The organism is Marinobacter sp. CH_CUG1437-1 (assembly GCF_037029655.1).
Taxonomy (GTDB): domain Bacteria; phylum Pseudomonadota; class Gammaproteobacteria; order Pseudomonadales; family Oleiphilaceae; genus Marinobacter; species Marinobacter salsuginis.
The window spans coordinates 1-880 of record NZ_JAYMEW010000017.1 but is presented as its reverse complement, the minus strand read 5'-3'; the positions used below and the strand labels follow the sequence as shown (position 1 = coordinate 880).

Here is an 880-nt window from a genome sequence, read left to right as displayed (position 1 = left end):
ATATTATTGAAAGCGGCTGGATCAGGACATTCTATACGGCTGCTTCAGGCAAAGAGATAACTGTGGGATTATGGTCCACTGGAGACTTGATTGGAGCGCCCGATTATTCATTTCAGAATCGGTTGCTAGCTGCTGAGGCTACGAAAGATTCAACCGTATTGATATTGGAAAATGCCGATATTGATGAGTTTATTCGAACGATCCCCTCGTTTGCCAAGTGCTTGATCGGTGCACTCTCATTTAAGGTTAGGTGGGCAACTTCCATTTTTGATCGGCTTGCAACTGAATCTTTGATATCGAGAGTGGCCCAGACTGTTCTTTCTCTTGCCCACTTGCATGGGAAAGACGGTTTCGGCGGTACCATCGTTATCAGTGAGATCAGTCACCAGGATATAGCGAATATGATAGGTGCTGCCCGTCCATCGGTAAGTCTGGCCCTGCGACAACTGGAGGCATCCAAACACATCAAAATCGGTCGGAAGAGGCTGATTGTCTTGAATGTTGAAGGGTTAACGGAGTATTCGAAACACTAGTGTCCTAAGAATGTTTACCCTGTTTCTCTGATGGGTAATCCTTCCGTGCTAGTGTTGGCTAATTGCCACCCGGATTTGGTCTGGGTGGTTTACCCCAAAACCCGCCCTACCTGCCCCCCTCAGATCCATAACATCGTTTGGCCCGTTCCTATCTGAAGACAGAAGTGCATCGCTGGCTGCTCATTGGAACGCATCCTATGCTCTAAATATGAATAGGCCGTGTCCACTGGGCAGAGCAAGTCCGTTGCCTTAGGGGCCTTATGTAATAAACCTGCCCGTTTGATGGTACTCGTTCCAACGGAAAAAGGAGCATTAGAACAACAGACGAGCTTTTGTCTGGTCCGTAG

1 protein-coding gene is annotated in these 880 nt (G+C 47.8%); it reads left to right on the top strand.

The genetic code is table 11. The features are described 5' to 3' along the window. The coding region (locus WA411_RS19065) for a Crp/Fnr family transcriptional regulator (RefSeq protein ID WP_336119313.1) at positions 1-533 on the top strand (533 nt) is incomplete at its 5' end. Positions 534-880 lie beyond the last annotated feature (347 nt).